This is a genomic window from Enterobacter sp. JS8-1 (genome assembly GCF_049187015.1).
Classification (GTDB): Bacteria; Pseudomonadota; Gammaproteobacteria; order Enterobacterales; family Enterobacteriaceae; genus Enterobacter; species Enterobacter mori.
In genome coordinates this window covers 4699461-4712190 of record NZ_CP185805.1, presented here as the reverse complement: position 1 = coordinate 4712190, position 12730 = coordinate 4699461, and the positions used below count along the sequence as shown (strand labels likewise).

Sequence of the window (12730 nt, the reverse complement as noted above, 5' to 3'; positions counted from 1 at the left end):
GATCATGCGATTTGTTGCCCTCACCCTAACCCTCTCCCACAGGGAGAGGGGACTCTTCGGTGCGGTTTTAATGCCAGCAGAAGTGGTGCACAACCTGAGTAATCAGTTCGCGGGTGGGCTTAATGAAGCGGGTTTCCAGATATTCATCCGGCTGGTGGGCCTGGTTGATGGAGCCCGGGCCGAGCACCAGCGTCGGGCACAGGGTCTGAATAAACGGCGCTTCGGTGCAGTAGTTCACCACGTCGGTTTTTTCGCCGAGCAGTTTTTCCACCACCTGGACCAGCTGGTGATCCGGCGGGCATTCATAGCCCGGGATCGGCGGATGCAGTTCCGAGACCGTCAGGCGGCCCGGCCAGCGTTCGCTCACCGGGGCCAGCGCTTCATTCAGCAGGCCGTCGAGATCGCTCAGGGTCATGCCCGGCAGCGGGCGGATGTCCATGTGCAGTTCACAGCAGGCGCAGATGCGGTTCGAGGCATCACCGCCGTGCAGGCTGCCGAGGTTCAGCGTCGGGTACGGCACGGTGAACGCCTCGTAGTGATAGCGCTCTTTCAGGTCGTCGCGCAGGGTCATGATGCGGCCGATGGCGTCATGCATCAGTTCGATGGCGTTCACGCCGCGCGCCGGATCGCTGGAGTGGCCGGACTGGCCCAGCACGCGCACGGCGGTAGAGATATGGCCTTTATGCGCGCGAATCGGCTGCAGTGAAGTCGGCTCGCCGATGATCGCGCAATCCGGGCGAATCGACGTGTTTTCAGAGAAGTAGCGCGCGCCCGCCATGCTGGTCTCTTCATCGGCGGTCGCCAGAATGTAGAGCGGTTTTTTCAGCTTCGTCACGTCCACGTCACGCAGCGCGTCGAGGATAAAAGCGAAGAAGCCTTTCATGTCGGCGGTACCCAGCCCGTAGAGCTTGTTATCGTGCTCGGTCAGGGTGAACGGGTCGCGCGTCCAGCGGCCATCGTCAAACGGCACGGTGTCGGTATGACCGGCCAGCAGCAGGCCGCCCGCACCGGTACCGGTGCTGGCGAGCAGGTTGAATTTGTGGCGTGTTCCGGGGACGGGCTGCACCTCAACGTTAAACCCAAGATCGCTAAACCAACCCGCCAGCAGATTGATTAAAGACTCATTGCTCTGATCCAGCGCTTCTTCCGTTGCGCTGATGGACGGAGTGGCAATCAGGGCGCGGTAGATCTCGATAAATGGCGGTAAGTTCATTTTCATTGTTGACACACCTTAGGTCGTGATAGTATCAATATTCATGCAATAAATGTGAATAAAAATACATTAACGTTGAGCATAAAGGAACCCGATGTTGAATACGCTGATTGTAGGCGCTAGCGGTTATGCGGGCGCAGAGCTTGTAAGCTACGTGAATCGCCATCCACATATGACCATAACCGCTTTGACCGTGTCAGCGCAAAGCAATGATGCAGGAAAGTTAATTTCCGATTTGCATCCGCAGCTTAGGGGCATTGTCGATCTGCCGCTGCAGCCAATGTCTGACATCAGCGAGTTTACCGACGGCGTCGACGTGGTGTTTTTAGCCACCGCGCACGAGGTCAGCCACGACCTGGCGCCGCAGTTTCTGGCGGCTGGCTGCGTAGTCTTCGATCTCTCCGGCGCGTTCCGCGTTAACGACGGCGCGTTTTACGAAAAATATTATGGTTTCACCCATCAGCACCCGGATCTGCTTGAAAAAGCGGTGTACGGCCTGGCGGAGTGGAGCGCAGACAAGCTGAAAGAAGCGAACCTGATTGCCGTGCCGGGCTGCTACCCGACGGCGGCGCAGCTTTCCCTGAAGCCGCTGATCGACGCGGGCCTGCTGGATCTCAACCAGTGGCCGGTGATCAACGCTACCAGCGGCGTGAGCGGAGCAGGGCGCAAGGCCGCTATCTCCAACAGCTTCTGCGAAGTGAGCCTTCAGCCGTATGGCGTGTTTAATCACCGTCATCACCCTGAAATCACGACGCATCTGGGCGCCGAGGTGATTTTCACCCCGCATCTGGGCAGCTTCCCGCGAGGGATCCTCGAAACCATTACCTGCCGCCTGAAGCCTGGTGTGACCAAAGAGCAGGTGAGCGAGGCCTTCACGCAGGCGTACGCGGATAAACCGCTGGTACGTATGTACGACAAAGGCGTGCCGGCGCTGAAAAATGTGGTCGGCCTGCCATTCTGCGACATCGGCTTTGCCGTGCAGGGCGAGCATATAATTGTGGTCGCCGCAGAAGATAACTTACTCAAAGGCGCTGCCGCACAGGCAATGCAGTGTGCAAATATTCGTTTCGGTTTCCCGGAAACGCAGGCTCTTATTTAAGGTGTGATGATGAACCCATTAATTATCAAACTCGGTGGTGTACTGCTGGACAGCGAAGAAGCGCTGGAGCGTCTGTTTACCGCGCTGGTGAACTATCGTGAATCACACCAACGTCCGCTGGTGATTGTGCACGGCGGCGGTTGCGTGGTGGACGAGCTGATGAAAGGGCTCAACCTGCCGGTGAAAAAGAAGAACGGCCTGCGCGTCACGCCTGCTGACCAGATCGACATCATTACCGGTGCGCTGGCGGGTACGGCGAACAAAACGCTGCTGGCGTGGGCGAAGAAACACCACATTGCCTCCGTTGGCCTCTATCTGGGCGATGGCGACAGCGTAAAAGTGACCCAGCTCGACGAAGAGCTCGGCCACGTTGGACTGGCACAGCCGGGTTCGCCTAAGCTGATTAATACGCTGCTGGAAGGGGGGTTCCTGCCGGTGGTGAGCTCTATCGGTGTGACCGAAGAGGGCGAGCTGATGAACGTCAACGCTGACCAGGCGGCGACGGCACTGGCGGCAACGCTGGGTGCGGACCTGATCCTGCTCTCCGACGTGAGCGGCATTCTGGACGGTAAAGGCCAGCGCATTGCGGAAATGACCGCCGCCAAAGCTGAGCAGCTGATCGAACAGGGCATTATTACCGACGGCATGATCGTTAAAGTGAACGCCGCGCTGGATGCGGCGCGTACGCTGGGCCGCCCTGTGGATATCGCCTCCTGGCGTCACGCGGAGCAGCTCCCGGCGCTGTTTAACGGCACGCCGATTGGCACGCGTATTTTAGCCTAAGTTTTTATTGAATGACCGTAGGCCGGGTAAGCGAAGCGCCACCCGGCAGAACTAACGAATAAAGGAATCATGTTATGGCACTTTGGGGTGGGCGTTTTACACAGGCAGCGGATCAGCGGTTCAAACAGTTCAACGACTCTTTGCGCTTCGACTACCGCCTGGCCGAACAGGATATTGTCGGCTCTGTGGCCTGGTCCAAAGCGCTGGTGACGGTGGGCGTACTGACCGCAGACGAACAATTACAGCTGGAAGACGCGCTGAACAATCTGCTGGAAGAGGTGCGTCTTAACCCGCAGCAGATCCTCGAAAGCGATGCTGAAGATATTCACAGCTGGGTGGAAGGCAAACTGATCGACAAAGTCGGCCAACTGGGTAAAAAGCTGCACACCGGGCGCAGCCGTAACGATCAGGTCGCCACCGACCTGAAGCTGTGGTGTAAAGATACCGTTGGCGAACTGCTGGCGGCCAACCGTCAGCTGCAGAGTGCGCTGGTGGAGACCGCGCAGAACAACCAGGACGCGGTGATGCCGGGTTATACCCACCTGCAGCGCGCCCAGCCGGTGACCTTTGCGCACTGGTGTCTGGCCTACGTTGAGATGCTGGCGCGTGACGAAAGCCGTCTGCAGGATACCCTGAAGCGCCTGGACGTCAGCCCGCTGGGCAGCGGCGCGCTGGCCGGTACGGCGTATGAAATTGACCGTGAACAGCTGGCAGGCTGGCTGGGCTTTGCCTCCGCCACCCGTAACAGCCTGGACAGCGTTTCTGACCGCGACCACGTGCTGGAGCTGCTCTCCAATGCCTCTATCGGGATGGTGCACCTGTCGCGCTTTGCCGAAGACCTGATCTTCTTTAACTCTGGCGAAGCGGGCTTCGTCGAGCTGTCCGACCGCGTGACCTCAGGCTCATCCCTGATGCCGCAGAAGAAAAACCCGGACGCGCTGGAGCTGATCCGCGGCAAGTGTGGCCGCGTGCAGGGTGCGCTGACCGGCATGATGATGACCCTGAAAGGGCTGCCGCTGGCGTACAACAAAGATATGCAGGAAGATAAAGAAGGGCTGTTCGACGCGCTCGACACCTGGCTGGACTGCCTGCATATGGGCGCGCTGGTGCTGGACGGCATTCAGGTGAAACGTCCGCGCTGCCAGGAAGCGGCGCAGCAGGGCTATGCAAACTCCACCGAGCTGGCGGACTACCTGGTGGCGAAAGGCGTACCGTTCCGCGAGGCGCACCATATTGTCGGTGAAGCGGTGGTAGAGGCGATTCGTCAGGGCAAGCCTCTGGAAGATCTGACGCTGGCCGAGCTGCAGAAATTCAGCGCGGTGATTGGAGACGATGTGTATCCGATTCTGGCCCTGCAGTCTTGTCTGGATAAGCGTGCGGCGAAAGGCGGCGTGTCGCCGAAGCAGGTGGCGCAGGCGATTGCGGATGCGAAGAGCCGGTTGGTTTGATTTGTGCGGTGTGATGCCCTCACCCCAACCCCTCTCCCACGAGGAGAGGGGCTCGATCGGTTCCCTCTCCCTTAGGGAGAGGGCTAGGGTGAGGGTAAATGTAGCCTGGCTTAGTGCCAGGCTTTTTTACGCAAAAAAAAGCGGACCACGGGGTCCGCAAAAGTTCACGTTGGCTTTAGTTGTTCGAGTTTTGAGAGAAACTCGCTGACGGTGCGGGGACGTCAAGGGTCAAACACGTGCCGCCTCGTCTATGTGGTGTATTATTCAACAGAATGCTTGATAGGGATAATCGTTCGTTGCTATGCTATCTATCGCCATGAACTATCGTGGCGACGGAGGATGAATAATGAATATTCGTGATCTTGAATACCTGGTAGCGTTAGCCGAGCATCGTCACTTTCGCCGCGCGGCAGATTCCTGCCACGTCAGCCAGCCCACGCTGAGCGGTCAGATCCGCAAGCTGGAAGACGAGCTGGGCGTGATGCTGCTGGAGCGCACCAGTCGTAAGGTTCTGTTCACACAGGCAGGTCTGCTGCTGGTGGATCAGGCGCGCACCGTGCTGCGCGAGGTCAAAGTGCTCAAGGAAATGGCAAGCCAGCAGGGGGAGGCGATGTCCGGCCCGCTGCATATCGGCCTGATCCCAACCGTTGGCCCGTACCTGTTGCCGCACATCATCCCGATGCTGCACCAGACGTTCCCGAAACTCGAAATGTACCTGCATGAAGCGCAAACGCATCAGCTGCTGGCGCAGTTAGATAGCGGCAAGCTCGACTGTGCCATTCTGGCGCTAGTGAAAGAGAGCGAAGCCTTTATTGAAGTGCCGCTGTTCGATGAGCCGATGATGCTGGCGATCTATGAAGATCATCCGTGGGCGAACCGCGATCGCGTGCCGATGGCCGATCTGGCCGGTGAAAAGCTGCTGATGCTGGAAGATGGCCACTGCCTGCGCGATCAGGCGATGGGCTTCTGCTTCGAAGCGGGTGCGGATGAGGATACCCATTTCCGCGCAACCAGCCTGGAAACGCTGCGTAATATGGTCGCGGCGGGAAGCGGAATTACGCTGCTGCCTGCGCTGGCCGTGCCGCGCGAGCGTAAGCGTGATGGCGTGGTCTATCTGCCGTGCATCAAGCCGGAGCCGCGTCGCACCATTGGTCTCGTTTATCGTCCGGGTTCACCGCTGCGCAGCCGCTATGAGCAGCTGGCAGAGGCCATCCGTGGTTCGATGGATGGCCATTTTGACAACGCGTTAAAACAGGCGGTTTAAGCCGTTCAGCGCAGCTACCCGGTAGGCTTCCGCCATCGTCGGGTAGTTAAAGGTGGTGTTAACGAAGTACTCGATGGTGTTACCACCACCTTTCTGCTCCATTATTGCCTGGCCGATATGAATGATTTCCGCCGCGCGTTCACCGAAGCAGTGAATCCCGAGGATCTCTTTCGTCTCGCGATGGAACAGGATCTTCAGCGTACCCACGCTCATCCCCACGATTTGCGCCCGCGCCAGATGTTTAAACTGGGCACGTCCCACCTCGTAAGGCACCTTCATTGCCGTCAGCTGCTGCTCGGTTTTACCGACCGAACTGATTTCAGGAATAGTGTAGATCCCCGTTGGGATATCTTCGATCAGGTGCGCCGTCGCTTCGCCTTTTACCAGCGCCTGAGCCGCAATGCGCCCCTGGTCGTAAGCGGCGGAGGCCAGGCTCGGGTAACCAATTACGTCGCCGACCGCGTAAACGTGCGGTAGCGCGGTCTGGTACATGCTGTTGACCTTCAGCTGACCGCGGCTGTCGGTCTCAAGCCCGATATTTTCCAGCTTCAGTGAATCCGTGTTGCCGGTACGGCCGTTGGCGTACAGCAGGCAATCGGCTTTCAGCTTTTTGCCGGACTTCAGGTGCATGATCACCCCGTCGTCGCAGCCTTCGATCTTCTCGTACTCTTCGTTGTGGCGAATGACTACGCCGCTGTTCCAGAAGTGATAGGAGAGGGAGTCTGACATCTCCTGGTCGAGGAATGCCAGCAGGCGGTCGCGGGTGTTGATGAGATCAACTTTGACCTCCATTCCGCGGAATATCGACGCATATTCACAGCCAATCACGCCCGCGCCATAGATGATCACATGGCGTGGCTCGTGCTGCAGGCTGAGGATGGAGTCGCTGTCGTAAACGCGCGGGTGCGAGAAGTCCACGTCTGCCGGATGGTATGGACGTGAACCGCAGGCAATCACAAATTTTTCGGCGGTGAGGGTTTCAACCGAACCGTCGTGACATTCGAGCGCCAGGGTATGTTCATCCACAAAATGCGCGTTGCCCTGCAAAATCTCACAGTGGTTACGCTCATAAAACCCCTGACGCATGCGCGTCTGCTGGTTAATGACGGTATCCGCGTGATTCAGGATGTCGGCAAAGGAGGAACGAAGAAGTCGGGAGTGGTCGCTGTAGAGAGGGTTCTGGTTAAATTCAATAATGCGGCTAACGGCGTGGCGGAGGGCTTTCGAAGGGATGGTGCCCCAGTGGGTGCAACCGCCGCCGACATTATGGTAGCGCTCAATGACCGCTACTCTGGCTCCCTGTTTCACCAGACCCATAGCAGCGCCTTCGCCGCCGGGGCCGGAACCAATAACTATTGCGTCGTAATCGTAGGAATGTGGCATGGCAAGGCTTACCTGTTCTTATACATAAAAGCAACAGAATCATAACATCATTGCCAGAGTAACCCAATTATCGTTGTGCTTTTTTCCGGCAGTGGAGCACAAACCGCACGTAAACAATCATTCACAAAGCCAGGCAAACAGATTAATTTTATTCTCTGGTATAGTGCCATCAGGCCTTTGGAAGGATTCAACTATCGTGATGGGCGTAAGAGCACAACAAAAAGAGAAAACCCGGCGTTCGCTGGTGGAAGCAGCATTCAGTCAACTGAGTGCTGAGCGGAGTTTTGCCAGTTTGAGTCTGCGCGAAGTCGCACGCGAGGCCGGGATTGCGCCAACGTCCTTCTATCGTCACTTCCGTGATGTGGATGAACTGGGCCTTACCATGGTCGATGAGAGCGGGTTGATGCTGCGACAGCTGATGCGCCAGGCGCGTCAGCGTATCGCTAAAGGGGGCAGCGTGATCCGCACCTCCGTGTCGACCTTTATGGAGTTTATCGGCAATAACCCCAACGCGTTTCGTCTGCTTCTGCGCGAGCGTTCGGGCACATCGGCGGCGTTTCGTGCCGCCGTCGCGCGCGAAATTCAGCACTTCATCGCGGAACTTGCCGACTATCTGGAACTCGAAAACCATATGCCGCGTGCGTTTACTGAAGCACAGGCCGAAGCCATGGTGACGATTGTTTTCAGCGCAGGTGCCGAAGCGCTGGATGTCAGCATTGAACAACGCAAGCAGCTCGAAGAGCGACTGGTATTGCAGCTGCGCATGATTTCGAAAGGTGCGTACTACTGGTATCGCCGTGAACAAGAGAAGTTGGCACATCAAACCGAAGAGTGAAGGTGAGTAATGAAACAGTCAGGTCAGGATAAAGGGACGCTGTTGCTGGCATTGATCGCTGGCTTATCCATTAATGGTACGTTTGCCGCTATTTTTAGCTCAATCGTGCCGTTTTCGATTTTCCCGCTTATTGCGCTGGTGCTGACGGTTTACTGCCTGCATCAACGTTACCTGAACCGCACCATGCCGGTGGGGTTACCGGGGCTGGCCGCTGCCTGCTTTATTCTGGGCGTCTTGCTGTATAGCACCGTGGTGCGCGCGGAGTATCCGGATATCGGCTCTAACTTCCTGCCGGCGGTACTGTCTGTGGCGCTGGTGTTCTGGATTGGTTCGCGCATGCGTAGCCGCAAGAGCCAGTTACCAGAGTAAAGGGTTTTGTCATTGTAGGCCGGATAAGCGAAGCGCCATCCGGCTTTTTTGGCAGGTGGCGCTTCGCTTACCTGCCCTACAAGGCCCACATTACTTCGCCGTGAGCAGTACGCCGCACTCCATATGGTGCGTATACGGGAACTGATCGAATAGCGCCAGACGTTCAACCTTGTGCGTCTGGCTCAATGTTTCGAGGTTCTTGCACAGCGTCTCCGGGTTACAGGAGATGTACAAAATGCGCGGGTACGCCTGCACCATCTTTTCGGTTTCGCTGTCCAGGCCACTGCGCGGCGGGTCGACAAAAATCGTCTCACACTGGTAGCTCTTCAGATCGATCCCTTCCAGGCGGTTAAACTGGCGTACGCCGTTCATCGCCTGCGTGAACTCTTCTGCCGCCATACGAATGATCTGCACGTTGTCGATATGGTTAGCGGCAATGTTGTACTGCGCGGCGGCAACCGACGGCTTGGCGATTTCCGTTGCCAGCACGCGATCGAAGTTACGCGCCAGCGCCAGCGAGAAGTTACCGTTACCGCAGTACAGTTCCAGCAGATCGCCCTTAGACCCTTCTGTCGCTTTCAGCGCCCATTCCAGCATCTGCACGTTCATTGCGGCGTTCGGCTGGGTGAAGCTGTTCTCGACCTGACGATACACCATCTCTTTACCCGCTACCGGCAGGCGCTCGTCGATGTAGTCCTGGTCGAGCATGATTTTAGTTTTGGTCGCGCGGCCAATCAGGTGAACGTTGATGTTCTGCGCGCGCAGCGCATCGCGCAGCGCTTCTGCCTGCTCGCGCCACTCGTCGTTCAAGGCTTTGTGATACAGCAGAGAGACAATCGCCTGATTGCTTTGCGTGGTCAGGTAGTCAATCTGGAACAGCTTGTTGCGCAGCACAGGGTTGTTGCGCACGCCGTCCATTATCAGCTTCATTAACTGGTTAATGAGCTCGCTCGCCGCCGGAAAGCTGTCCACGCGAATACGGGACTTCGTCTGCTGATCGAAAATGATGTGGTACAGATCGTCACCGTCGTGCCAGATGCGGAACTCGGCACGCATGCGGTAGTGGCTGACAGGAGAGCGGAACACCTCGGGAACGGGCGCGTTGAAAGGCGTCATCATACTTTGCAGGCGGACGACTTTCTCTGCCAGCTGCGCGTCGTACTGTTCTGTCGGGAGGTGTTCTGGGGTCATGATGCGTCCTGAGTGATAAAGAATTACGCGGGGATTGTAGGCATTGTTCAGGGGATGTCCAGATTTAATGGCCAATAGCTATCTGGACATCTATACGTGTCTAATTGTAGCATTCTGTTTCCGGTCTCCTGAGAGTGAAAAGGGAATCCAGTGTAAATCTGGAGCTGACGCGCAGCGGTAAAGACTGGCGGGATGAGAGTTGTAGACACTGTGAAAATGGGAAGTCTTCATCCGTATAACGCCACCTAGCCCGAAGACCTGCCGGGATCACGTCGCATTTGGTTTCATCATCGCGTGCTATAGATGAGGCCTGCGGCATCCTTCTTATATTGTGGATGCTTTAACAATGATTAAAAAAGTATCGCTGTTGACGGCGTTGTCCGTCACGGCATTTTCGGGCTGGGCGCAGGACAGTGCCGACTCGTTGGTGGTGACGGCAAATCGTTTTGAACAACCTGAAAAATCTGTTCTGGCTGCAACCTCGGTTGTAACGCGTGAAGATATAGATCGCTGGCAATCCACGACCGTTATCGATGTCATGCGCCGCTTGCCCGGCGTGGATACGGCGCAAAATGGCGGGATGGGGCAACTCTCTTCTCTCTTTATACGTGGCACCAACTCCAGTCACGTCCTGATTCTCGTCGATGGTATTCGCCTTAACCAGGCGGGTGTTACGGGGTCGTCCGACCTCAGCCAGTTCCCTATCGCGCTGGTGCAGCGTATCGAATACATTCGTGGCCCGCGTTCGGCGGTGTATGGCTCCGATGCGATTGGTGGCGTAGTGAACATCATTACCACCCGCGCCAAGGACGGTACGACTCTGAATGCAGGCGTAGGCTCGCATGGCTACCAAAATTATGGCGGCAGTACGCAGCAGACGCTGGGTGACTCCACGCGTGTGACGCTGGCAGGTGATTACACGTATACCAAAGGCTTTGACGTGGTGGCGGACGGCAACAACGGTGGCGTTCCGCAAACCGATCGTGACGGCTACATGAATAAAACGATCTACGGTGCGCTTGAGCATGCGTTCTCCGCTCATTGGAGCGGCTTCGTTCGCGGGTATGGCTACAGCAACCGTACTGCCTATGACAATTATTACAATCCAAATGTGCTTGTTGATACCCGTCAGTTATATAGCCAGACCTGGGATGCCGGAGTGCGCTTTAACGACGATATCTTCCATTCGCAGTTGATCTCCAGTTACAGCCACAGTAAGGATTTTAACTACGATCCGCATCTTGGGCGCTATGACTACACGGCGACGCTGGATGAAATCAAACAGTACAACGTCCAGTGGACAAACTCTGTGGACGTGGGCCACGGTAATATCGGCGCGGGTATCGACTGGCAGAAGCAGAGTACAGAACCTAACACCAACTATGTGTCGAATGCCTACGACATTCGTAACACGGGCGTCTACCTGACCGGGTTGCAGCAGTTTGGTGACGTCACTCTGGAAGGGGCGGTTCGCAGCGACGACAACTCTCAGTTTGGACGTCATGGCACCTGGCAGAGCAGTGTGGCCTGGGAGTTTATTGACGGTTATCGTTTCATTGCTTCTTATGGCACGGCCTATAAAGCACCGAATCAGGGGCAACTCTACGGAATTTACGGTAATGATCGTCTTGATCCTGAAGAGAGCAAGCAGTGGGAAGGCGCATTTGAAGGCCTGACGGCAGGCGTGAGCTGGCGGGTATCCGGCTATCGTAATGACGTTGATAATCTCATCGACTTCAACAATAACCTCCTGGAGTATTACAACGTCGGCAAAGCGCGTATTAAAGGTATCGAAGCTACCGCGTCGTTTGATACGGGCCCGGTCATGCATACTGTGGGTTATGACTATGTCGATGCACGCAATGCGGCAACCAACCAGCTACTGGATCGTCGCGCTAAGCAGCAGGTGAAGTATCAGCTTGATACCCAGATCTATGATCTCGACTGGAGCCTGACTTACCATTACCTGGGGACGCGTTACGACACCAACTTCGGAACCTATCCGTATCAAAAGGTTAAAATGGGCGGTGTAAGCCTGTGGGATGCCGCAGTTTCATATCCTGTCACCTCTCACCTCACAGTTCGTGGTAAAATAGCCAACCTGTTCGATAAAGATTACGAGACAGTTTATGGCTACCAAACTGCAGGACGGGAATACACCTTGTCTGGCAGCTACACCTTCTAATCCGCGTCCCACCGTGCTGGTGTTTGATTCCGGCGTCGGTGGGCTTTCGGTCTATGATGAGATTCGGCATCTGCTGCCGGATCTCCATTACATCTACGCCTTCGATAACGTCGCGTTCCCGTATGGGGAAAAGAGTGAAGACTTTATTGTGGAGCGTGTGGTTGAAATCGTCACTGCGGTTCAACAGCGCTATCCCCTGGCGCTGGCGGTTATTGCCTGCAATACGGCGAGCACGGTCTCCCTTCCTGCCCTGCGTGAAAAATTCCCGTTCCCGGTTGTGGGCGTTGTGCCTGCAATTAAACCCGCTGCACGTCTGACGGCGAATGGTATCGTCGGTTTGCTGGCCACGCGTGGCACGGTAAAACGTCCTTATACGCGCGAACTCATTGACCGTTTCGCCAATGAGTGCCAGATCGCAATGCTGGGTTCGGCAGAACTGGTGGAGATGGCGGAAGCCAAGTTGCACGGAGAGGCGGTATCACTCGACGAGCTGCGTCGCATTCTTCGCCCATGGCTGCGGATGCCGGAGCCACCGGATACGGTTGTGCTGGGCTGCACTCACTTCCCTCTATTACAAGAAGAACTGTTAGAGGTACTCCCGGAAGGAACTCGGCTGGTGGATTCTGGTGCTGCCATTGCTCGGCGCACGGCCTGGCTGCTGGAACATGAAGCGCCGGATGCAAAATCGTCTGATGCGAATATCGCTTTTTGTATGGCGATAACAAAAGAAACTGAGCAACTTTTACCCGTTTTACGCCGTTATGGGTTTGAAACGCTCGAAAAACTGGCGCTCTGACACAGTTTTGCGCAAAAAAGAGACGGTTAAACGTTTTTTTTAAAAGAGGGGTTGTCAACGTCTGAGAACTCCCTATAATGCGCCTCCACTGACACGGAACAACGGCTTGCAAGCCGCCGGGTTAGCGGGGTTCAGAGATGAACGCCAACAGAGAAAAGTAAAAA

General features: G+C 56.2%; 11 protein-coding genes and 1 riboswitch. Of the genes, 8 read left to right on the top strand and 3 right to left on the bottom strand.

Annotation, left to right across the window (positions count from 1 at the left end):
- Positions 1–67: 67 nt before the first annotated feature.
- Entirely contained in the window at positions 68–1219 is a 1152-nt protein-coding gene (argE, locus tag ACOQH0_RS22470; RefSeq protein WP_028014830.1) for an acetylornithine deacetylase, read from the bottom strand.
- An 88-nt stretch (positions 1220–1307) separates the two neighbouring features.
- On the opposite strand from argE, the gene argC reads away from it, so the two are divergent.
- From argC to oxyR, 4 genes are all read left to right on the top strand, one after another.
- Positions 1308–2312, top strand: coding sequence for an N-acetyl-gamma-glutamyl-phosphate reductase (gene argC / locus ACOQH0_RS22465; protein ID WP_303569440.1), 1005 nt, complete (start codon positions 1308–1310; stop codon positions 2310–2312).
- Positions 2313–2318: 6 nt separating this feature from the next.
- On the top strand, positions 2319–3095 hold the full coding sequence (argB, locus tag ACOQH0_RS22460; RefSeq protein WP_089599274.1) for an acetylglutamate kinase: 777 nt from the start codon (positions 2319–2321) through the stop codon (positions 3093–3095).
- A 74-nt stretch (positions 3096–3169) separates the two neighbouring features.
- On the top strand, positions 3170–4543 hold the full coding sequence (gene argH / locus ACOQH0_RS22455; RefSeq protein WP_089599273.1) for an argininosuccinate lyase: 1374 nt from the start codon (positions 3170–3172) through the stop codon (positions 4541–4543).
- A gap of 346 nt (positions 4544–4889) precedes the next feature.
- Positions 4890–5807, top strand: coding sequence for a DNA-binding transcriptional regulator OxyR (oxyR, locus tag ACOQH0_RS22450; protein ID WP_014172176.1), 918 nt, complete (start codon positions 4890–4892; stop codon positions 5805–5807).
- Here the strand turns inward: oxyR and sthA are convergent.
- Positions 5790–7190, bottom strand: a complete 1401-nt coding sequence (gene sthA, locus ACOQH0_RS22445; protein ID WP_042713640.1) for a Si-specific NAD(P)(+) transhydrogenase — start codon at positions 7188–7190, stop codon at positions 5790–5792. The two genes, oxyR and sthA, sit on opposite strands and share 18 nt — an antisense overlap.
- A 196-nt stretch (positions 7191–7386) precedes the next feature.
- Here sthA and fabR point away from each other — a divergent pair, with 196 nt between their 5' ends.
- Both fabR and ACOQH0_RS22435 read left to right on the top strand, forming a co-directional pair.
- Positions 7387–8025 (top strand): HTH-type transcriptional repressor FabR, encoded by a 639-nt coding sequence (gene fabR, locus ACOQH0_RS22440; protein ID WP_008501784.1) that lies wholly within the window; start codon positions 7387–7389, stop codon positions 8023–8025.
- 9 nt (positions 8026–8034) lie between these two features.
- Positions 8035–8394, top strand: a complete 360-nt coding sequence (locus tag ACOQH0_RS22435) for a YijD family membrane protein (protein ID WP_042713638.1) — start codon at positions 8035–8037, stop codon at positions 8392–8394.
- 90 nt (positions 8395–8484) lie between these two features.
- On the opposite strand, the gene trmA is transcribed toward ACOQH0_RS22435, so the two are convergent.
- Complete coding sequence (gene trmA / locus ACOQH0_RS22430; protein WP_108417926.1) at positions 8485–9585, bottom strand: tRNA (uridine(54)-C5)-methyltransferase TrmA; 1101 nt, start codon at positions 9583–9585, stop codon at positions 8485–8487.
- 104 nt (positions 9586–9689) lie between these two features.
- A riboswitch (cobalamin riboswitch) is annotated at positions 9690–9865 on the top strand.
- A 66-nt stretch (positions 9866–9931) separates the two neighbouring features.
- Here trmA and btuB point away from each other — a divergent pair.
- Together btuB and murI are read left to right on the top strand one after the other, a co-directional pair.
- Complete coding sequence (gene btuB / locus ACOQH0_RS22425; protein ID WP_421511235.1) at positions 9932–11770, top strand: TonB-dependent vitamin B12 receptor BtuB; 1839 nt, start codon at positions 9932–9934, stop codon at positions 11768–11770.
- The gene (murI, locus tag ACOQH0_RS22420; protein WP_421511234.1) at positions 11715–12566 is read left to right on the top strand and encodes a glutamate racemase; all 852 of its coding nucleotides are present in this window, start codon (positions 11715–11717) and stop codon (positions 12564–12566) included. The genes btuB and murI overlap by 56 nt, the downstream gene beginning before the upstream one ends.
- The last annotated feature ends 164 nt before the right edge of the window (positions 12567–12730 follow it).